The sequence below is a fragment of the Amycolatopsis marina genome (genome assembly GCF_900111885.1).
Classification (GTDB): Bacteria; Actinomycetota; Actinomycetes; order Mycobacteriales; family Pseudonocardiaceae; genus Amycolatopsis; species Amycolatopsis marina.
This window is the reverse complement of the sequence record NZ_FOKG01000023.1, coordinates 42897-62333: the sequence shown is the minus strand read 5'-3', so window position 1 is coordinate 62333 and position 19437 is coordinate 42897. Positions and strand designations below refer to the sequence as shown.

Below are 19437 nucleotides of genomic sequence, written 5' to 3'. Positions count from 1 at the left end.
CCCGGGAAAGTGCGGTTCTTACGCCGTGGTGAACAGCAGGGCCGTGTTGTGCCCGCCGAAGCCGAACGAGTTGCTGATGGCGGCGCTCAGTTCGACCTTGCGCGGGCTGCCTGCCACGACGTCGAGGTCGACCTTCGGGTCGAGGTTCTCGAGGTTCAGCGTCGCCGGGACGATGCCGTGGTACAGCGCGAGAATCGTGGCGATCCCCTCGACCGCGCCCGCGCCGCCGACCAGGTGGCCGAGGGCGCCCTTGGGAGCGGTGACCACCGGGTGCCTGCCGATCGCCTTGCGGATCGCGGCGGCCTCGCCGACGTCGCCGACCACGGTCGAAGTGGCATGCGCGTTGACGTGGCCCACGTCGCTCGGGTCGAGCCCCGCCATCCGCATCGCGTTGCGCATCGCCGAGATCTGCCCGATGCCCTCCGGGTGGTTACCGGTGATGTGGTGGGCGTCGGAGGTGATGCCGTACCCGCCGAGCTTCGCGTACACCCGCGCTCCGCGCTGTGCCGCGAGGTCGGCGCGCTCCAGGATCACCACACCGGCGCCCTCGCCGAGGACGAAGCCGTCCCGGTCGGTGTCGAACGGGCGCGAGGCGAGTTCGGGAGCGTCGTTGCGGGTGGAGACCGTGCGGGCCTGGGCGAACCCGGCAATTGTGATCGGGTGGATGCAGGATTCGGCGCCGCCCGCGATCACCACGTCGGCGCGGCCGGACTGGATCATCTGGACGCCGTTCGCGATCCCCTCCGCGCCGGAGGCACACGCCGATGCGGGCGAGTGCACTCCGGCACGGGCCTTGAGGTCGATCCCAACGTGCGCGGCGGGGCCGTTCGGCATCAGCATCGGGACGGTCAGCGGAGAGACCTTGCGGATGCCGTGCTCCTCCAGCAGATCGTCCTGGGCCAGCAGTGTCAGCGGGCCACCGATGCCGGTGCCGATGGAGACCCCGAGCCGCTCCGGGTCGACGTCGGCGTGCTCCTCCGTCGGCTCCGTGTAGCCCGCGTCCGCCCAGGCCTGTCGCGCGGCGATGAGCGCGACCTGCTCGCAACGGTCCAGGCGGCGCGCCTGCACGCGCGGGATCTTCACCGCTGGGTCCTCGGCAAGGGTGGCGCCGATCCGCACCGGCAGGTCGAAACGCTCGACCCAGTCGGCCTCGATGGTGCGGATACCACTCCGGCCGTCGAGCAGTCCGTCCCAGGTGGACGCGACGTCCCCGCCGAGCGGCGTGGTGGCGCCGAGCCCGGTGATCACGACGTCGATGTTGCTCATTGCATTCTCCCCGAGGGTTTGCCAGCGATGTGTTGCTACTTCGGTTTACGTCGAGCGCGCGACGAACTAGTTCGAGTTGGCGGTGTTGGATCGGCACCGGGACGAAAAGCGCGTCCCGGCGCGTGCAGTCCGCCAACCCGCACGTCGAGCGCGCGACGAGCTAGTTCGAGTTGGCGGTGTTGGATCGGCACCGGGACGAAAAGCGCGTCCCGGCGCGTGCAGTCCGCCAACCCGCACGTCGAGCGCGCGACGAGCTAGTTCGAGTTGGCGGAGACGTAGTCGACGGCGTCGCCGACCGTCTTCAGGTTCGCGAGCTCGTCGTCCGGAATCTTCACCCCGAACTTGTCCTCCGCCTGCACGGCGATCTCCACCATCGACAGCGAGTCGATGTCGAGGTCGTCCACGAAGGACTTCTCGGTCGTCACGTCGTCCTGTGCGACTCCGGCGACCTCCTCCACGATCTCGGCGAGGCCGGAGAGGATCTCTTGCTTGTCAGCCACTGGGGTGTTCCTTCCTGATTTCTGGTCCTGCTCGGTCCGACGGACACGGTGCCCGCCGGGGTAAGTGTTATCACGGGCAGATGATGACCTGGCCCGCGTAGGACAGTCCGGCGCCGAAGCCGACCGCGAGCACGACGTCGCCCCGCTTCGCCCTGCCCTCGGCCCGCATGTGGTCCAGCGCCATCGGGATGGAGGCGGACGAGGTGTTGCCGGAGTGCTTGATGTCGTCGGCGACGACCATGTCCTCCCGCGCTCCCTTGGTGCGCAGCCGTTTCGCGATCGCCTCGACGATGCGCAGGTTGGCCTGGTGCGGCACGAGCACGTCCACGTCGGCCGGTTCGAGCCCGGCCAGTTCCAGCGCGCGCAGGGCGATCGGCGCGATCTGCGTCGTCGCCCAGCGGAACACCGCCTGGCCCTCCTGGTAGATGTACTTGTGGTCGCGCATGTAGATCGTGTCGACCAGGTCGCCTGCGCTGCCCCAGGCCACCGGCCCGATGCCCGGCTCGTCCGAAGGGCCGACCACCGCTGCACCCGCGCCGTCGGCGAAGATGATCGCGTTGGCCCGGTCCACCGGGTCGACTACGTCGGTCAGTTTCTCCGCGCCGATCACCAGCACTCGGCCGGCCGAGCCGGAACGGATCAGGTCGGACGCGACGCCGAGGCCGTAACAGAACCCGGCGCACGCGGCGTTGAGGTCGAAGGCCCCTGCGGCCTTGATCCCGATCCGGTCGGCGACCTGCGCCGCGGCGTTCGGGATGGGCGCGGGCATCGTGCAGTTCGGCACGATCACGGTGTCCACATCGGATGGTTCGAGCCCAGCGTCGGCCAGCGCTCGCTGCCCCGCGACCACCGCCATGTCCGGCAGTGACTCGTTCTTGTCGGCGAACCGGCGCTCGATGATGCCGACCCGGTCCCGGATCCACTGGTCGGTGGTCTCCATGGTCTTCGACAGGTCGTGGTTCGTGACGACGCGCTCGGGTTGGGTGCTGCCGAGGCCGAGTACACGAGTGGCCGCGGGGCCCTGCCTGAGGCGCAGCGCGGGCCGCCCGTCGGTCATCGAACGTTCTCCTGGTCGTTGGCGGTCAGCTCCACCACGGCGCCCAGGTTCTCCGGCGTCTTCACGGCGACGGTCGAGGTGACCGTGCCCTTGAGTTCCCGTTTGACCAGCCCGGTCAGCGCGCCGGCCGGCGGTAGTTCCGCGGTGGCGGTGACGCCCATCGAGGCGAGGGTCCGCATGGTGAGGTCCCAGCGGACGGGGCGGGTCACCTGGGCGACCAGGCGCTCCAGGTACTCCGCGCCGGTGTCCACGACCGTGCCGTCGGCGTTGGACAGCAACGGCCTGGTCGGATCGCCGGGCGTGATGTCGGCGACGTGGATGCGCAGGGCGTCCTCGGCCGTGGCCATGTAGTGGGTGTGGAAGGCGCCCGCGACCTTGAGCGCCCGCACCTTCGTGCCCTCCATCGGCTCGGCGACGATGCGCTCGACGGCGTCGGCGGAGCCGGAGGCGACGATCTGGCCCGCGCCGTTCTGGTTGGCCGCGGTGAGCCCGGCGCTCTCGAGCCAGGCGACGACCTCCTGTGGGTCGCCGAGCATCACGGCCGCCATGCTGGTCGGCTCCGCATCGCAGGCCTTGGCCATCTCGGCGCCGCGGACCGCGGCGAGCGCGACGGCCTCTACGGGTGCGAGCACTCCGGCGATCGCGGCGGCAGCCAGCTCGCCGACGGAGTGTCCCGCGACCGGAGTGTCCTCGGGCAGCCGAGCCTGTGTGCTCAGCTGGTCGAACGCGAGCAGTGACAGTGCGACGATCAGGGGTTGCGCGATGGCCGTGTCCTGGATTTCCTCCGCACCCGCCTCGGTTCCGAGGCGGACGAGGTCGAGCCCGCTGCGCTGTGACCACTCGTCGAGACGAGCCCGTGCGCCGTCGGCCTCGAGCCAGGGAGTGAGCATGCCTGGGGCTTGGGACCCCTGTCCGGGGGAGAGGAGGGCAATCACCCCTCTAGGGAACACGGTGAAGCGGGGTTCCCGTGATGTCGTGGGTCACCAAGTCCGTCACGCGGATTTGTGGGGTTCCTACAAATGTGACAGGGAGATGAACGCCAGCAACGACGGTCCGTTGTCGGGTTCGGGTAGTTTTCGCGTGATACAGCTCACGGTACACAGCCATATGGTGTAGGCAAATTCCGCATTGCGACCAGGATCTTCCGGTCACCACAGCCCACGGCTGCGGGCGAGCCTGCCCACGGTGAGCGCGATCCGCAGGACCAGTGCGTCGCGCGGTTCCGCGGCATGCCGTCCGGTGAGGTCGGCAGCCTTGCGCAGGCGATACCGGACGGTGTTGGGGTGGACGAACAGGGTGCGGGCGCACGTCTCCAGCACGCCGCCGCTTTCCAGGTAGGTCTCGACGGTCAGCAGCAGCGCGGGGCCCGCCTCCTCCAACGGCCGGGCGATCTCGTCGATCAGTAACCGCTCGGCTTCCGCGTCCCCGGAAAGAGCGCGCTCGGGCAGCAGTTCCACCGAGCGGACGGGCCGAGGAGCGGCGGGCCATCCGACGACGGCACGCAGACCGGACAACGCCTCCACCGCACTCTGGTGGGCCTCGGCGAGGCTGGCCGCGGTCGGCCCGGCCACCACGGGCCCCTCGCCGAACGCGACCGACAGCGACGCCAGCATCTCGCGGTCCTTCGCGGTTCCCTCCGTTGGACCCGCCACCACCACGACCAGCCTGGAGCCCTGCACACCGAGCAACACCGGTCTGCCGACCCTGGCCGCCCGGCTGCGGACCTCGAACACGACCGTGGGTGGGTCGTCGGATGGGGGGTTGCCGACGAGCACGGTCGCCTTGGCCGCCGGATCCCAGCCGAGGGCGGCGGCGCGCGACAGCACGGACTCCTCGGCGTCACCACGGACGACGCCGTCCACCACGAGGGCTTCGAGACGGGCGTCCCACGCGCCGCGGGCCTCCGCCGCGGCAGCGTAGGAGTTGGCCGCGGCGAAGGCGATCTCCCTGCCATAGCGGAGGATGCCCTCGATCAGGGCCGCGCGTTCCGTCTCGTTGGCGGCGAATTCCGGGAGTTGCTCCTCGAAGACCTCGATCGCGAGCCGGACGAGCCCGACCGTCTGCCGGAGACTGATCCAGCGGGACAGTTCCTGCGGAGCTCCCCGGAACGCCTCGGTGGTGAGGTTGAGGGCCTCTTTCGAGTCCCGCAGCCAGCCGACGAACCCGGCGGCACCTGTCTGAGTGATCAGCAGAACCCCGGCCCGCTGGTCGGCGGGCATCCGGTTGAACCAGGGAAGGCGCTCCTCCATGGCGGCCACGCTGGCCGTGGCGAGCCTGCCCGAGGCGCGTTCGAGGTCGCGGAGCGTCTTCGCCGAGAGGCCGTGCCGCTTGGGGGACCGTCCGCGGGAGTTGGTTTGTGTCATGACGTGCTCGATCGTACGTCGGCGAGCGCGGGTGGGTATGGCCACTCGGTTCTGGAGAAAACCGGACCTGGAGAAAAACCCGAGGCCGCCCGGCGCGCTGCGGTTCTCGCTGCGCCGGACGGCCTCGTCTCCCCGGTCCCCACCGGTACTTCCACTATGGACCGAGTGGATCTTCAGCGCCAGCGGGCTCACTCGTTCGTGGAGTGTTCGAGTTGCTGGAGGTGCAGGAGTGAACAACGATCCCGGCACCGAAGAACTCACAGCTCGACCTAGGAGGAGATAGTGGGCGAGCAGCTCAAGGACGGGCTGGGCCAGGCGTGGAGTCTGGTCGCGACATTCGTGCCGAAATTCATCGGCTTCCTGATCATCCTGCTCATCGGCTGGCTCATCGCGAAGGCGGTGTCCAAGGCGCTGACCATGGTGCTCGGCAAGCTCGGGTTCCGCAGTCTCATCGAGAAGACCGGCCTCAACGGGACGCTTCGAGAATCGAACGTCGACGCCGTGAACATCATCGGCAAACTGGCGTACTACTTCATCCTGTTGATCGCCCTGCAGCTCGCCTTCGGCGTGTTCGGGGACAGCAATCCGGTGAGCCAGCTGCTCAACGAGGTCATCGCGTTCCTGCCGCGGATCGTGGTCGGCATCGTGCTGCTCATCGTGGCGGCAGCGATCGCCAAGGTCGTCCGCGACATGGTGAACAGCGCACTGGGCACCCGCCCGGCGGGCAGGCTGCTCGGCACCATCGCCTACTGGCTGATCATGGCGCTCGGCATCATCGCGGCACTGAACCAGGTGAACATCGCGACCACCGTGACCACGCCGGTGTTGATCACCGTGCTGGCCACCATCGGCGGCGTCATCGTCGTCGGCTTCGGTGGTGGTCTGGTGAAGCCGGCCCAGCAGCGCTGGGAAGGCTGGCTGGACAACCTGCAGGGCCAGCTCGGCCAGGGTGGTGACAAGTCCCGCGGTGCGGCAGTAGGCACCCGTGAGACGCCCTCGTCGTCGGAGGGCTCCGCACGCGGAGAACTCTGACCGCACTCCCGGCCCCAGTTGGATGTCCCCAATGTGGCATTCGGGAACTTGAACGTCCCCAATGCCACATTGGGGAACTCGTCCGAGGGTCAGCGCAGGGTCGCGTGGGTCGGCTTCAGTTCGCCGATCGAACGCACCCCGAGCAGTTGCATGGTCCGGACGATCTCGGCACGCAGGATGTCCACCGTCCGCTGGACCCCGCGTTCGCCACCCGCCATCAGCCCGTACAGGTACGCCCTGCCGATGAGACAGGTCTGCGCGCCCCTGGCGAGGGCCGCCACGATGTCTCCACCGGAGAGGATGCCCGTGTCCAGCCAGACCTCGGCGTCACCGCCGACCGCGTCCAGCGCCGGTGGCAGCAGTTCCAGCGGCGTCGGCGCCCGATCGAGCTGACGTCCCCCGTGGTTGGAGAGCACGACGGCCTCGGCTCCGTGCTTGACGATCTCGGCGGCGTCGTCGGGGTTCTGGATGCCCTTGACGACGAGCTTGCCCGGCCAGCTCTCCCGCACCCAGTCGAGTGCTTCGTAGTCCAGGGTCGGGTCGAACATCTTGTTGATCAGATCGGCGACGGTGCCACCCCAGGAGCTGAGTGAGGCGAACGTCAGCGGCTCGGTGGTGAGCAGATTGATCCACCAGGCCGGGTGCATGGCGCCGTCGAGGAAGGTGCGCAACGTCAGCGCGGGCGGGATCGTCAGCCCGTTGCGGACGTCGCGCATCCGCGCTCCGCCGACCGGGGTGTCGACGGTCAACATCAGCGTGTCGTAGCCCGACTCCCAGGCGCGCTGCATCAGGTCCTTGCCCGCAGCGCGGTCCCGCCACACGTAGAGCTGGAACCACTTGCGGGCCCGCGGCGCGGCAGCTGCCACGTCCTCGATCGACGTGGTGCCCATTGTGGACAACGCGTACGGAATGCCCTCGCGCTCGGCCACGCGGGCCACGGCTCGCTCGCCCTCGTGGTTCATCATCCGGGTGAAACCGGTGGGGGCGAAGGCGAACGGCAGGGCGGAGCGAACCCCGAGGATGTCCGTCCCGGTGTCCACCTCGGCCACGCCGCGCAGGACGTTGGGCCGGAACTCGATGTTGCGGAAGGCCTGCCGGGCGCGGCGCAGGCTGTCCTCGAGCTCGGCCGCGCCGTCGGTGTAGTCGAAGACCGCGCGTGGGCTCCGCTTGCGGGCGATCGTGCGCAGATCGGCGATCGTGTGCGCCTTCGCGAGCCTGCGCTCGGTCGGGTTGAGCACGATCGGCCGGGGACGCAGGATCTCCGCGAGTTCGGCAGGGCGGGGCACACGGCGCTGGGTCATGGCTCATCTCCACAGGTGGGACGTTCCCAATGTGGCATTGGGGACGTTGAACGTCCCCAATGCCACATTGGGGTACTACGACCACGGGGTCAGGCGACGCCGGAATCCGAGGTCTGCGGGCCCGCGGCGGTCACGTCGTCGATGCGGTACTTGCGGGCCGCCTCGACCGCCTTCGACCGGTCGACCTCGCCCCGGCGGGCCAGTGCTGTCAGCACGCCGACGGTGATCGATTCGGCGTCCACCAGGAAGTGCCTCCGCGCGGCGGGACGGGTGTCGGAGAACCCGAACCCGTCGGTACCCAGCGTCAGCATGTCGGTGGGCACCCACGGCCGGATGAGATCCGGAACCGCGCGCATCCAGTCCGAGACGGCCACGATCGGGCCCTGCACGTCCTGCAGTGCGGAGGTCACGTACGGAACCCTGGGGGTGTCGCCCGGGTAGAGCAGGTTGTCCCGGTCGACTTCCACCGCTTCCCTGCGCAGCTCCGTCCACGACGTTGCCGACCACACCGAGGCCCGTACGCCCCACTCCTCGGCCAGCATCCGCTGTGCCTTCAGCGCGTCGGGCATCGTGACGCCGGAGACCATGATCTGGGCCTCCGGCCCGTCGCCCTCCGGCGCGTCCGCGTAGCGGTAGAGACCGCGCAGCAGACCGTCGACGTCGAGGTTCTCCGGCTCGGCGGGCTGCTGGTACGGCTCGTTGTAGATGGTGATGTAGTAGAAAATGTTCTCGCCGTTGCCGTCCGGGCCGGTCTCGCCGTACATCCGGCGCAGACCGTCGCGCACGATGTGCGCGATCTCGAAGGACCACGCGGGGTCGTAGGTCACGACCGCGGGGTTGGTCGCCGAGAGCAGGATCGAGTGCCCGTCCGCGTGTTGCAGGCCCTCGCCGGTCAGCGTGGTGCGGCCCGCTGTGGCGCCGAGCAAGAATCCCCTGGTCATCTGGTCGGCCGCGGCGTAGAGCGAGTCGCCCGTGCGCTGGAAGCCGAACATCGAGTAGAAGATGTAGATCGGGATCATCGGCTCGCCGTGGGTGGCGTAGGACGTGCCCACCGCGGTGAACGACGCCGTCGATCCGGCCTCGTTGATGCCCTCGTGCAGCAGTTGGCCCTGCTCCGACTCCTTGTAGGCCAGCATCAGCTGCGCGTCGACCGACGTGTAGCTCTGCCCGTGCGGGTTGTAGATCTTGGCCGTCGGGAACATCGAGTCGAGCCCGAAGGTGCGGGCCTCGTCCGGAATGATCGGCACGATCCGCTTGCCGATCTCGGCGTCCTTGGCCAGCTCGCGGACGAGGCGGACGAACGCCATCGTGGTGGCGACCTCCTGCTTGCCCGACCCCTTGCTGATCACGTCGTACACCGAGTCGCCCGGCAGGACGAGCGGCTTCGCCTTGGTCCGCCGTTCCGGCAGGAACCCGCCGAGGGTGCGCCTGCGGCTGAGCATGTACTCGATCTCCGGCGCGTCCTCGCCCGGGTGGTAGTACGGCGGCAGCTTCGGGTCGCGCTCGAGTTCCTCGTCACTGATCGGGATGCGCTGGGCGTCGCGGAAGAGCTTGAGGTCGTCGAGGGTCAGCTTCTTCATCTGGTGCGTGGCGTTGCGGCCCTCGAAGGCCGGGCCGAGGCCGTAGCCCTTGATGGTGTGCGCCAGGATCACCGTCGGCTGGCCGGTGTGCTCCAGCGCCGCCTTGTAGGCCGAGTAGACCTTGCGGTAGTCGTGCCCGCCACGCTTGAGGTTCCAGATGTCGGCGTCGGAGAGGTCCTTGACCAGTTCCTTCGTCCGCGGGTCGCGGCCGAAGAAGTGCTCGCGGACGAAGGCGCCGTCATTGGCCTTGTACGTCTGGAAGTCACCGTCCGGGGTGGTGTTCATCACGTTCACCAGCGCGCCGTCGCGGTCGGCGTGCAGCAGCGCGTCCCACTCGCGGCCCCAGATGACCTTGATCACGTTCCAGCCCGCGCCGCGGAAGTACGACTCCAGCTCCTGGATGATCTTGCCGTTGCCGCGCACCGGCCCGTCCAGCCGCTGCAGGTTGCAGTTGATCACGAAGGTCAGGTTGTCCAGGCCTTCGCCAGCGGCCACGTGGATGAGTCCGCGCGACTCCGGCTCGTCCATCTCGCCGTCGCCGAGGAATGCCCAGACTTGCTGGTCACTGGTGTCCTTGATGCCGCGGTCGTGCAGGTAGCGGTTGAACCGTGCCTGGTAGATCGCGTTCATCGGGCCGATGCCCATGGAGACCGTCGGGTACTCCCAGAAGTCCTGCATCAGGCGCGGGTGCGGGTAGGACGGCAGGCCGCCGCCCTCGCCGGCGTGCGAGTGCTCCTGACGGAAGCCGTCCAGCTGGTCGGCGCTGAGTCGTCCTTCGAGGAACGCGCGGGCGTAGATGCCCGGGGAGGCGTGCCCCTGGATGAAGATCTGGTCGCCACCGCCGGAGTGGTCCTTGCCGCGGAAGAAGTGGTTGAAGCCCACCTCGTACAGCGCGGCGGACGAGGCGTAGGTGGAGATGTGACCGCCGACGCCGACGCCAGGACGCTGGGCCCTGTGCACCATCACCGCGGCGTTCCACCTGATGAACGCGCGGTAGCGCCGTTCGACCTCCTCGTCGCCGGGGAACCACGGTTCGTTCTCCGTGGGGATCGTGTTGACGTAGTCCGTCGTCGACAACGGGGGAACGCCGATCCTGCTCTCCCTGGCCCGCTCGAGCAGCCGCAGCATCAGGTATCGCGCGCGCTGCTGGCCGCCGCGGGCCAGCGCGGCGTCGAAGGAGTCAAGCCACTCGGACGTCTCCTCCGGGTCGATGTCGGGCAGGTGCGCCGCCAGTCCGTCACGAATGACGCGGACGCGAGCCGGGGCCTGCTGGCCGTCGGCGTTGTTCTGCGGGGCCAAGGGATCTCCTCGCCGGTTGTAGCCGTGTTGCTAGCTGTTGCCTTGTGGTTGTGACACAGTCGCCGTCTCGACGGCAGCGTGTCGTTCGCGTGCCATCGTCGTCGCAAACGCGGCTCCCGTCACCGCTACTGGGCGGTAACGTTCGCCGACCCCGCTGCGGCGCGTTTCGGCTGCTCGCGCCCCTCTCGGGGCACACCCTCCACCCTAGGCCAGACTGCCGTGGGCGGAGCGGGCGCGCCGGTGCTGAGGCGGTGCGACGGTGACCGGATCGTGTACGGGTCAGCGGGTCCGGGACGTCGTATCCTGAGACACGACTTGCCGACGATCCGGTGTGGCCGGTTGCGCCGTCGGCCTCACCAGTGTTCGCTTACCCCATCTCTGTACGAACGTGCGGCGGCCAGGACCTTCTGGAGTGACGCGCCGCACTCGGCTGTAGTTGGAGGAGTGAAGTCGTGGTCGCCGCGGGAGACGCTGAACACAACGGCGTCGCCGAGAGGCTTGGGATCAAGCCGGACATGGTGGTCCAGGAGATCGGCTGGGATGAGGACGTCGATGACGATGTCCGCGCAGCGATCGAGGAACAGATCGGTGCGGAGCTCCTCGACGAGGATGCCGACGAGGTCATCGACGTCGTGCTGCTGTGGTGGCGCGAGGACGACGGTGACCTCGGCGACGCGCTGGTCGACGCCCGTGGACCACTCGACGACAACGGCGTGATCTGGGTGTTCACACCCAAGACCGGGCAGCCGGGGCACGTCGAACCCAGTGATATCGCCGAGGCGGTCCCCACAGTGGGCCTCTCCCTGACATCGAACGTGAGCATCAGCCCGACCTGGGCAGGTGTCCGCCTGGTGCCGAGGTCGAAGTAGGGTGATCTGGCACGGTAGGACGCATCAGCGCTCACCAGGGAGAGGATTCGCGGTATGGCGGTAGAGGTCGGTACGCAGGCTCCGGACTTCACGCTCAAGGACTACAACAAGCAGGACGTGACACTGTCGTCCTTCCGGGGCGACAAGCCGGTGTTGCTGGTCTTCTATCCCTTCGCGTTCAGCGGGATCTGCCAGGGCGAGCTGTGCCAGTTGCGCGACGAGTTCGCCGAGTACAGCGACCAGGGCGTTCAGGTGCTCGGCGTTTCCGTCGACACCCCGTTCTCGCTGAAGGCGTGGGCCGAGCAGCAGGGTTACCAGTTCCCGTTGCTGTCGGACTTCTGGCCGCACGGTGAGGTCGCCCAGGCCTACGGCGTGTTCAACGAGCAGGCAGGGCTGGCCAACCGTGGCACCTTCCTGATCGACAAGGACGGCGTGGTCCGGTTCGCCGAGATCAACCAGCCCGGCGAGGCCCGTGACCAGCAGGCATGGAAGAAGGCGGTCGCCGATCTGGGCTGATCGGCACCAGGTGACGTCCGGTCCTGCCGGAGGTCACCGCCAGGGCGCATAGCTCAGCGGAAGAGCACCTCGCTTACAACGAGGGGGTCGCAGGTTCGAACCCTGCTGCGCCCACACCTGTGGAAACGGGGGCACTGCGACGTGGAACTCACAGCGCAGGAGTTTGTCTCCGCACTTCGGCAACGCCGCTCCGAGACGGAACGGGCGAAGATCCAGCGACGCTATCGGGGCCCGGAGTCCGAGATCGTCGGTGTCCGGATGAAGGACGTTTTCGACTCCGCGGCCAGTTGTGCCGACATGTCGCTGGCTGAGGTGGAGAAGTTGCTCGATGCGCCGTTCTACGAGGCGCGTCTTGGCGCGGTGAGCATTCTCGACTTCAAGGCTCGCCGCAAGCGCATCACCGAAGAGGAACGTCGCGGGCTCTATGAGCTCTACCTACGGCGGCACGACCGTATCGACAGCTGGGACCTGGTCGACCGCGCCGCGCCGCGGGTCGTCGGTTGGTACCTGCTCGACAAACCCCGGGACCCGCTCTACGCGCTGGCCCGGTCCTCGAACGTCTTGGAACGGCGGACGGCGATCACGGCTGCCTTCTGGCTCATCCGCAACGGCGATATCACCGATGCGTTGAACATCGCCGAGATTCTGCTCGGCGATGAGGAGGAGCTGATTCACAAGTCGGTCGGCACCGGCCTGCGGGAGATCGGCAAGATCGACCAGGACCGGCTTGTCGACTTCCTGCGCGAGCACGCGGACACGATTCCGCGGGTGACGGTGCGATACGCGAGCGAGAAGTTGCCCGCGGAGGTGCGCGCCGAGTTCGTACGGCAGCCCGACCCTCGCTGAGCGGCCCGGTTACGTGGTGTAGAACTACTCAGCCGGGCCGAGCTCTCGGTACTCCCGCAGTACGGCCTTGACGGCGTCGGTGACGGGTGGTTCGTCGGTCAGTGCAGTCCAGGCATAGGCGTCGTGCTCTTGGAGTTCGACGGGTTCGGCGCTGGCAACGTCCACCGCGAAGTTGAACTGGCGGCTCTTCTTGCCGCTGCCTGATGTGTAGTCGAAGCTGCCGAGGTAGTGCCGGATGGCCGACACGTCCAGGCCGGTTTCTTCCTTGACTTCACGAATCAAAGCGGCGTCCAGCTTCTCGTCTGCTTCGACCTTGCCACTGGGCAGTTCGAAGATGCCGCCCATAAAGTCGTCGTCGGGCCGTTGGAGCAGCAGGACCTTGTCGTCGTGTTGCACGACTCCGCCGACCACGAGCTGCTGTACCCCGTCGGCCGTGGCCTGGGTTGTGAGTTGTTCGAGCAACGAGTTGTCGACCATGTTCCTATCCTTGTAAGTCGCGGTGATGTTCGGTCACCTTACGAATGCCCTCGATGTACTGATCCACGAGCGGCATATCTTCCTCCCGGTGCCAGACCGGCAGTTTGAGGGTGTTGCGGTGGAGCTCCTCGGCGACGGGGAAGTCGCCGGGGGCGTAGCCGAGTCTGCCGACGTAGGCGGGAAACAGCGCTCCGGGCGCCTGAAACAACGGCAGCAGGTTGAGCGGGCACGTCGACCCGGGGCGGTCGACCTCGTGGCAACCTTCGGCCTGTAGTGCCTGATGGAAGCGTTCCGGCGGTAGTCCACCGAGTTCTCGTTGGTGGTAGCGCAGTGGGAGGCCGTACCAGGCCGAACGCACCCGGAGGGGTGGTTGCGGCACAGTGATCCCGGGCAGTTCGGCAAGTTGTTCGTGTAGGTGTGCGGCGACTCGGGCACGTCCGTCGAGGTAGTCGTTTAGGTGGTCGAGCTGCTCCAGGGCGATGCGCGCGGCGAGCGGATGGATGCGGAACTTGAGGCCCATGCCAGTCACCGCGTAGCGGTAGAGCGGGTGGGCGGTCGGGAGTTCGTTGCGGCAGCGTTTGTTGTACTGGCCGTGCAGCAGCACGCGGTGGAAGACGTCCTGGTTGTCGGTGAGCACGAAGCCGCCTTCGCCGGCGGACAGCGGTTTCGGTCCGTTCATGCTGAAGGCCGCAGCGTGCCCGAACGTGCCCACCCGCTGCCCGTCGATCGAGGCCCCGTGGGCGTGCGAGCCGTCTTCCAGGAGGAGCAGCTGGTGCTCGTCGGCCAGCACCTTGAGGGCGTGCATATCGGCAGGTAGTCCCCACAGGTGCGTCGCCATGATCGCGGTGGTCTTGGGAGTGATGCGTCGCAGTACGTCCTCGGGGTTGAGGTTGCCGGTCTCGTCGCATTCGGCCAGGACCGGGATGGCGCCCAGGTGCAGTAGCGGTGTCACCGTCGCGAAGAAGGTGTAGGCGGGCACGATGACCTCGTCGCCTGGGCCGATGCCGCAGGCGGCGTAGAGCGAGTGCAGGGCGGTGGTGCCGGAGCTGGTCAGCACCACGTGCCGGACGCCGAAGTAATCGGCCAGTGCGTCTTCCAGATCAGCGATGACTCCGGAGCGGTCGTAGATGGAGATGGCGTCCCCGAGCTGACGCCTCACTGCCTCCACCGTGCTGCTTGTGACGGGTGGCCAGGTGAAGTGGGGTTCTGGCGTGGTGACGGTAGGAGTTCCGCCGAGTAGGGCGAGGGCGGAGGTCATAGCAGCTCCTTCGGGCTGATGTAGGTGCGTGTGCGTGCGGACTCGTAGCAGCCGGAGACGAAGCTCAGATGTGCCAGGTTCTCGCGGGGGCCGCTGACGTTCGGGCGGAGCCCTTCGATGACGCGGCAGAAGTAGTTGACCTGCGAAATGGCCGCGGATGGCCAGGCTTGTTCGCGTGCCAGCGATTCCACGACCTCGCCGCCGTTGGTGAGGCGCTGAATCCGGCCGCGTTCCAGTCGCACGATGCCCTTGCTTCCGACGAGCCGGATCTGTTCGGCCTTCGGCCCGATGAATCGCGAGAGCAGCAGAGAGCCGTACAAGCCGCTGTCGTAGCTGAAGTGGATCAACGCGGTGTCCTCGGCGTCGTAGCTGCGGTCCGGGCGCGCGCTGACCGACATGTCGGCGAGGAGGCGGTCGGGCAGACCGAAGTACCAGAGGATCATGTCGATCAGGTGGTAGCCCATGTCGATGATGCAGCCGCCGCCTGCCTCAGTGGTGCGTCCGCGCCACCCGTCGGAGGGGTCGGGGATGTGGAGCGTGTATGCGGCGTCGACGACGAACGGCGTGCCGATCTGGTCCGCCAACTGTGTGAAGCTGGTGTAGATGGGGTTGAATCGGCGCTGTAGCGTCACCATGAGCTGGATGCCAGCCTGCTCACAGCGCGCCACCAGGTCCTGTGCCTCGTCCAAAGTGGTCGCGAACGGCTTCTCCTTGAGCACGTGCACGCCGTGCGTGGCCGCGGCCTCGATGACGTGTCGGCCGACGTGGTGGGGCACGCAGACCACGACGAGATCAAGCTGTTGGGACCGGAACATCCCGGTGAAGTCGGTATAGCCCTCGACGCGGAGGGCGTACTGCTGTTCGCGAACAACCTCGACATTTTCGTCGCAGATTGCCACCAACTCGGCTCCATCTGAGCCGAGCAGACCGGGAATGTGGTCCTCGAGCGCTTGTTTGCCAAGCCCCACGACCCCCGCCCGGAGCCTGACCGAGCGACCTGGAGCGCCGCTATCGCGTCGCGCACACATCGGCAGTTGCACGAGTTCGGTCACCTGTCTTTTCCTCCTACGATTCTTTGTGCCGCCAGGAATCGATACGTGCGACAACCTGTCTCACTCCTTCATCGAGTTCTCTGTTGCTGTTTATGACCGTGATGAATCGGTCGGGTTCGGCGGCGATGAGTTGCTGCATCACCCGCGCGCGAGCCGCGAAGACCGCGAAGTCTTCATCGCTGACGTGGTTCCCTCGGGCTTCCGTCCTGCGCTGCTGACGGTCACGGATGCGGGCGACGCGAACATCGAGCGGCGGGTCGACATACACCGTTACGGTCGGTGGGTGGCGGAGTTCGCCCAACAGGACGCTGAGCCAGGTCAGGGCATGTACGTCGGTAGGAATCGCGCCTGTCTGCACCAGACTCGGGACCAGCGTGGAGATGACGGTGTCAAGGTGGCGGTCCTTGAGGACGACGTTGCCGGCTTCAAGTGCCGGGCCGATCACCCGCTCATCGAAGTAGTAGAGGTCGGCCACGACCTCCAAGGCCCGCGTGAGCATCGTGGCCGGCTCGCCCACCGTCGGCCGAAGGAACTTGTCGCGCCCGAGGGCTTCAACCAGCCGCTGCCCGTACCGACTGTCCGAAAACTCGTCAACGGCGACCGCGGCGACGCCCCGCTTGGTCAGCTCAGTGAACACCGCCCGCAGCAGCGAGCTCTTACCTGCACCGTCCTGCCCTTCGAAGGAAACGAGCATCACTCCTCCTCGCCAGGCGCCGTGGCATCTAGTGCATGGAGGCCCTCCAGCACCCGGTGCATCAGGCCGGGATCGGGTATGGCCGCAGGCGGCCGTGTGCCTTGTTGCTGAGGTATCCGATGCGGTAGCTGGCGCGGTAGGCGGATGGTGTCGTCGTTCGCCATCCTCCGGATGGGCAAGGTGCACCAGATGAGCCGCCTGCCAGCGTGGAATTGATAGCCCCATTCCTGGTGTGCCAGCGATGGGGGAGGTGTCGCCAACAGCACTTCGGGCGGTTCCGTGACTGAGTCCCAGACTTCGACCACAAGCGACCTAGGCCAGCGGTGAAGTCGGACGACAAGGAAGCTGACGGGGTGGAGTTCGTCCACGTATCCGTGAATGTCACCAGTTGTCGCGATGGCGTGTGCGACAAGAACCTCAACGACCTCTCGGATGACGTCCGCAATGTTCTGGCTGAGGTGCCAACGCAGCGCCGCAGAGTCAACGAGCAACTGCGAGCAGGTCATAGCGGTGGGAATCGCCACGAGCGTGAGTTGATGCGTGTTTTCTCGTCGTGGGCTTGGGGACGGAGCCATGGATAGCCGCGATTCATCGACAAGCACCGTTGTCACCGTGACTCCTCGGAATCAAAGTCCACGATCAGAAGCCGGGTATCGCTGTGCGACTCCAGCAGCTCCTTCATCGCCTGCTGGACGCTCGGAAATTGGGCCAAGTGATGCACTGCTGGCACAACGACGTGTGCGGCGTCGCCACGCGCCAGCATGCTGATCAGCTCCGCGAACGCGATCGTGTGCGCCTGGCATCGGTCGACGAGCACGTGCAGCAGGACGAAGCCTTCCCGTTTTGCATAGTTCACCAACGAACGTCGAAGGTGCTCGACGTCGCGCTCGCTGGTTGCCACCGTTCTGCGGATGTATCCGATTAGCGGGCGTACTGGCGTCTCGTGGGGTGGGTGGCAGGACCAGCGACGGGTGTCGGGGATCGAGCGCCGCTGGTCCTGCCGGTCTGGATGCCGCATCTCACAGCGCTCCGAGGTTGTGCGCCGCGAGAACCACTCGCTCACAGGGCCAGGCCGCGCCGCACGCCACGCACTCGTCGGCCTCGTTGATGTGCTCGTCCAGCACGTTGGTCGCGAGCGTGGACAGCACGGCGAGAAGTGCGGGTACTTGATCGAGCACCGCGATCTCCCTTGATGCCTCTTGGCTGGTCACGGCGGGCTACCTCCGTTGCTAGCGGACGGGACAAGGTCGTAACCTCCACACAACTCCCCGTAGCGGGCGGAATACAGGGCGCTTTCCGGGCATGTACCGGGCACTGGGCGGTCTGACCTGCAGAAACAGAGCAGACGTAGACAGGAGGCACGGGTGGTCGCGAAGCGACAGCGTCTCGCGCAGCGTCGAAAGTCGCTCGGCTTCACGCAGGAAGGACTGGCCGAACGGCTTGGCATCGACCCAACGACCGTGCGTCGTTGGGAGAGCGGTGGTGCTGAGCGCGGCCCGCAGCCGTGGCTGCGTCCGAAGTTGGCGCGCGTGCTTCAGGTGTCCGCTGAACAACTGGACGACCTACTCGCCGAGGCCGACACGCCGAGGACGAACGAGTCGTTACAACGAGCTGCCAATGTCGAATCGTCGATGCCTGATGTCACGCATGTCGTGCCGTCACAAGCGGTTCTGGCCGTGATGGGTCCATCCCAGACGCTGGTTTCCCTGGACGTGTTCACACAGTCCTTGATCGCGCGCTATGAGTTGGAGGGGCCACAGCAGCTCGTGGCTGAGGCACGCGCGCTGCGCCAGGTGTGCCATCAACTCGGCGGGAGCGTATCGGGGACTGAGGAACGAACCCGCCTTGCTCGCGTCAGTGCTCAGCAATCTGCGCTGCTTGCCTACATGTCGGTCAACCTCAGCCAGTACAAAGACGCCGAGCAGTACGCGCTCGAAGCTTCGTTGCTGGCAACGGCGATTCGCGATTGGCCGCTCCTGGCCTGGATCAAGGGCACGCAGAGCTTCACAGCGTACTACCAGGAGAAGTACGACGACGCCCTCAATCTCGCACGGGTGGGACTGCAGTTCGCTGGCGACGATGCGCAGCGCATTCGGCTGCTTGCCAACGGGGTGGCGCGTGCCGCAGGCAAGCTGGGGGACCGGCGGACGGTCGACCAGGCAGTGACAGAGGCGTTCGAGCTTGTGGCCGACCGCAGCGGGCCAACGGGAATGACTCCGTGCATCGACTTCGCTCCCTATCGTTGGGCGCGTACGGCCGCGAACGCGGCCACCGCCTACCTCTCCGTGGGGGACTACAAGCAAGCGCTGAAGTTGACGCAGGACGTGAGCGCCACCGTCGCCAGTTCGGACTCGGACTGGAGTCGCTCCCTTGTGCATTTGGACGAGGCCAGCGCCCTGACGCTTGGTCGACAAGCCGACCTTGAACACGCCGCATCAATCGGTAAGGCCGCGCTCGCCGCATCGGCAACCAAACCCATTGCGTCGATACACAGCCGGGCAGCCGAACTCGCGGTCAGCATGCGTCGGCGTGGTACAAACCGTGCCGGGCAGGACTTTGCCGCCGCCTTGCACGAATGGAAGCAACGCCGACCCGAGGTCACAACGTGAGCGTTTTTCCCGCCGAGTTGCCAGCTAGCCTGGATGACCCCGAGGTGATCCGCGAACACGACTGGGAAGCCTTCTGCCAGCTCACATACATGGAGAATCATTGGGACCGGCCAGGCTGGACCCCAGGCCGACGGTCGTACCACTGGATGCTGACCTTCGACGGTGCCGACGACGTGCAGCAGCTCGCCAAGCGATGCCAAGCACAGCTCCCAGCGACGAAACTCGACCCCGTCCCGCTCGACGCCCTCCACCTCACGATCGGCCGTATCGGGTTTACCGACGAGGTGACGAAAACGTCTGTACGTGCCATCGCTAAGGAAGCCGAGCGATCCCTAGACCTGGAACCGTTCGTGCTGGGCGTTGGACCGCTGGCGGGATCGTCAGGTGCAGCGCGATTCAGCGTGACACCGTGGTCGCCGCTCCTCGACCTGCACCGGCAGCTCACTGCTGCCACACGTACCGTGCTTGGCGAGCGCTGCAGCATGGAGACCAGCAAGTTCCGGCCACATCTGAGCATCGCCTACGCCAACGACCGCCTACCTGTTAGCGACTTACTACCGCTGTACGAGGAGTTGCGGACATTGCCACCCATCACGATGTCCGCGTGGTCAGCTGTGCTAATCGAGATGCGCAGAGATGGTCACACTTATCGCTTTGGCGAAGTTTTTCGGGTTCCCTTCAACTGAACTATTTATTTCATTTTTCGCCAGTCTAAATT

At 66.8% G+C, this 19437-nt stretch carries 20 protein-coding genes and 1 tRNA gene; 7 read left to right on the top strand and 14 right to left on the bottom strand.

The window, feature by feature from the left end:
* Positions 1–18: 18 nt before the first annotated feature.
* The 5 genes from BM199_RS27985 to BM199_RS27965 all read right to left on the bottom strand — a co-directional run bounded on the left by BM199_RS27985 (position 19) and on the right by BM199_RS27965 (position 5186).
* Positions 19–1266, bottom strand: a complete 1248-nt coding sequence (locus BM199_RS27985) for a beta-ketoacyl-[acyl-carrier-protein] synthase family protein (RefSeq protein ID WP_091677718.1) — start codon at positions 1264–1266, stop codon at positions 19–21.
* 254 nt (positions 1267–1520) lie between these two features.
* On the bottom strand, positions 1521–1766 hold the full coding sequence (locus BM199_RS27980; protein ID WP_091677715.1) for an acyl carrier protein: 246 nt from the start codon (positions 1764–1766) through the stop codon (positions 1521–1523).
* Positions 1767–1836: 70 nt separating this feature from the next.
* Complete coding sequence (locus tag BM199_RS27975; RefSeq protein WP_091677712.1) at positions 1837–2823, bottom strand: beta-ketoacyl-ACP synthase III; 987 nt, start codon at positions 2821–2823, stop codon at positions 1837–1839.
* Positions 2820–3773, bottom strand: a complete 954-nt coding sequence (locus BM199_RS27970) for an ACP S-malonyltransferase (RefSeq protein WP_091677709.1) — start codon at positions 3771–3773, stop codon at positions 2820–2822. The genes BM199_RS27975 and BM199_RS27970 overlap by 4 nt, the downstream gene beginning before the upstream one ends.
* A gap of 198 nt (positions 3774–3971) precedes the next feature.
* Positions 3972–5186, bottom strand: a complete 1215-nt coding sequence (locus BM199_RS27965; RefSeq protein ID WP_091677707.1) for a PucR family transcriptional regulator — start codon at positions 5184–5186, stop codon at positions 3972–3974.
* Positions 5187–5468: 282 nt separating this feature from the next.
* On the opposite strand from BM199_RS27965, the gene BM199_RS27960 reads away from it, so the two are divergent.
* On the top strand, positions 5469–6218 hold the full coding sequence (locus tag BM199_RS27960) for a mechanosensitive ion channel family protein (RefSeq protein ID WP_091677704.1): 750 nt from the start codon (positions 5469–5471) through the stop codon (positions 6216–6218).
* An 89-nt stretch (positions 6219–6307) separates the two neighbouring features.
* On the opposite strand, the gene BM199_RS27955 is transcribed toward BM199_RS27960, so the two are convergent.
* Both BM199_RS27955 and aceE read right to left on the bottom strand, forming a co-directional pair.
* Positions 6308–7519 (bottom strand): alpha-hydroxy acid oxidase, encoded by a 1212-nt coding sequence (locus BM199_RS27955; protein ID WP_091677701.1) that lies wholly within the window; start codon positions 7517–7519, stop codon positions 6308–6310.
* An 89-nt stretch (positions 7520–7608) separates the two neighbouring features.
* Positions 7609–10398: a pyruvate dehydrogenase (acetyl-transferring), homodimeric type gene (aceE, locus tag BM199_RS27950; protein WP_091677698.1), complete on the bottom strand. Its 2790-nt coding sequence runs from the start codon at positions 10396–10398 to the stop codon at positions 7609–7611.
* 452 nt (positions 10399–10850) lie between these two features.
* On the opposite strand from aceE, the gene BM199_RS27945 reads away from it, so the two are divergent.
* The 4 genes from BM199_RS27945 (at position 10851) to BM199_RS27930 (ending at position 12629) form a co-directional block, all read left to right on the top strand.
* On the top strand, positions 10851–11267 hold the full coding sequence (locus BM199_RS27945; RefSeq protein ID WP_091677695.1) for a DUF3052 domain-containing protein: 417 nt from the start codon (positions 10851–10853) through the stop codon (positions 11265–11267).
* Positions 11268–11321: 54 nt separating this feature from the next.
* A complete protein-coding gene (locus BM199_RS27940; RefSeq protein ID WP_091677693.1) occupies positions 11322–11783 on the top strand; it encodes a peroxiredoxin in 462 nt (153 codons plus the stop codon).
* Positions 11784–11825: 42 nt separating this feature from the next.
* A tRNA-Val gene (locus BM199_RS27935) sits at positions 11826–11897 on the top strand.
* A gap of 27 nt (positions 11898–11924) precedes the next feature.
* Complete coding sequence (locus BM199_RS27930; protein ID WP_091677689.1) at positions 11925–12629, top strand: DNA alkylation repair protein; 705 nt, start codon at positions 11925–11927, stop codon at positions 12627–12629.
* A gap of 24 nt (positions 12630–12653) precedes the next feature.
* On the opposite strand, the gene BM199_RS27925 is transcribed toward BM199_RS27930, so the two are convergent.
* From BM199_RS27925 to BM199_RS27900, 7 genes are all read right to left on the bottom strand, one after another.
* Complete coding sequence (locus BM199_RS27925) at positions 12654–13106, bottom strand: NUDIX hydrolase (protein WP_091677686.1); 453 nt, start codon at positions 13104–13106, stop codon at positions 12654–12656.
* 4 nt (positions 13107–13110) lie between these two features.
* A complete protein-coding gene (locus BM199_RS27920) occupies positions 13111–14265 on the bottom strand; it encodes a DegT/DnrJ/EryC1/StrS family aminotransferase (RefSeq protein WP_245788820.1) in 1155 nt (384 codons plus the stop codon).
* 95 nt (positions 14266–14360) lie between these two features.
* Positions 14361–15416: a Gfo/Idh/MocA family protein gene (locus tag BM199_RS27915; RefSeq protein ID WP_091677680.1), complete on the bottom strand. Its 1056-nt coding sequence runs from the start codon at positions 15414–15416 to the stop codon at positions 14361–14363.
* A gap of 13 nt (positions 15417–15429) precedes the next feature.
* Positions 15430–16110, bottom strand: a complete 681-nt coding sequence (locus BM199_RS27910) for a dTMP kinase (protein ID WP_177242823.1) — start codon at positions 16108–16110, stop codon at positions 15430–15432.
* A complete protein-coding gene (locus BM199_RS34035) occupies positions 16110–16721 on the bottom strand; it encodes an ATP-binding protein (protein WP_177242822.1) in 612 nt (203 codons plus the stop codon). Before BM199_RS34035 ends, BM199_RS27910 begins: the two co-directional genes overlap by 1 nt.
* Entirely contained in the window at positions 16718–17011 is a 294-nt protein-coding gene (locus BM199_RS27905; protein ID WP_091677675.1) for a hypothetical protein, read from the bottom strand. Before BM199_RS27905 ends, BM199_RS34035 begins: the two co-directional genes overlap by 4 nt.
* Before the next feature lie 118 nt (positions 17012–17129).
* Entirely contained in the window at positions 17130–17321 is a 192-nt protein-coding gene (locus BM199_RS27900) for a hypothetical protein (protein ID WP_091677672.1), read from the bottom strand.
* 117 nt (positions 17322–17438) lie between these two features.
* Here BM199_RS27900 and BM199_RS27895 point away from each other — a divergent pair, with 117 nt between their 5' ends.
* Both BM199_RS27895 and BM199_RS27890 read left to right on the top strand, forming a co-directional pair.
* A complete protein-coding gene (locus BM199_RS27895) occupies positions 17439–18719 on the top strand; it encodes a helix-turn-helix domain-containing protein (protein ID WP_091677669.1) in 1281 nt (426 codons plus the stop codon).
* Positions 18716–19405: a 2'-5' RNA ligase family protein gene (locus tag BM199_RS27890; protein ID WP_177242820.1), complete on the top strand. Its 690-nt coding sequence runs from the start codon at positions 18716–18718 to the stop codon at positions 19403–19405. The genes BM199_RS27895 and BM199_RS27890 overlap by 4 nt, the downstream gene beginning before the upstream one ends.
* Positions 19406–19437: the final 32 nt, after the last annotated feature.

Bases quoted from the DNA above. Each gene is read 5' to 3' on its own strand.
- BM199_RS27955 (WP_091677701.1), bottom strand. From the start codon at position 7,519: ATGACCCAGCGCCGTGTGCCCCGCCCTGCCGAACTCGCGGAGATCCTG.
- BM199_RS27985 (WP_091677718.1), bottom strand. From the start codon at position 1,266: ATGAGCAACATCGACGTCGTGATCACCGGGCTCGGCGCCACCACGCCG.
- BM199_RS27940 (WP_091677693.1), top strand. From the start codon at position 11,322: ATGGCGGTAGAGGTCGGTACGCAGGCTCCGGACTTCACGCTCAAGGAC.
- BM199_RS27925 (WP_091677686.1), bottom strand. From the start codon at position 13,106: ATGGTCGACAACTCGTTGCTCGAACAACTCACAACCCAGGCCACGGCC.
- BM199_RS27965 (WP_091677707.1), bottom strand. From the start codon at position 5,186: ATGACACAAACCAACTCCCGCGGACGGTCCCCCAAGCGGCACGGCCTC.
- BM199_RS27910 (WP_177242823.1), bottom strand. From the start codon at position 16,110: ATGCTCGTTTCCTTCGAAGGGCAGGACGGTGCAGGTAAGAGCTCGCTG.
- BM199_RS27975 (WP_091677712.1), bottom strand. From the start codon at position 2,823: ATGACCGACGGGCGGCCCGCGCTGCGCCTCAGGCAGGGCCCCGCGGCC.